A 332-nucleotide genomic window follows, 5' to 3' on the forward strand; every position below is an offset into this window, starting at 1 on the left:
GCCGACCGCACGGGTGAGGGTCTCGATCGCGTCCTCGAACCGTCGCACCTCCGCCAGGGCGAGACCGAGATTGCTCAGCGCCCCTCCTTCACGGTGGCGGTCACCGAGCTCGCGGCAGATGGCCAGGTCCCGGGTGTGGGCCTCGATCGCCTCCTCGAACCGTCGCACTTCCCGCAGGGCGAGAGCGAGGTTGTTCAGCGCTTGGCCTTCACGGTGGTGGTCATCGAGCTCGCGGAAGATGCCGACCGCACGGGTGAGGGTCTCGATCGCTTCCTCGAACCGTCGCACCTCCGCCAGGGCGAGACCGAGATTGCTCAGCGCCCCTCCTTCAC

General features: G+C 68.4%; 1 protein-coding gene. It reads right to left on the reverse strand.

Annotation, left to right across the window (positions count from 1 at the left end):
* On the reverse strand, positions 1-332 hold a 332-nt coding region (locus tag RM780_RS27745; RefSeq protein ID WP_311633654.1), incomplete at both ends, for a tetratricopeptide repeat protein.

It is taken from the genome of Streptomyces boetiae, from assembly GCF_031845405.1.
Lineage (GTDB): Bacteria > Actinomycetota > Actinomycetes > Streptomycetales > Streptomycetaceae > Streptomyces > Streptomyces boetiae.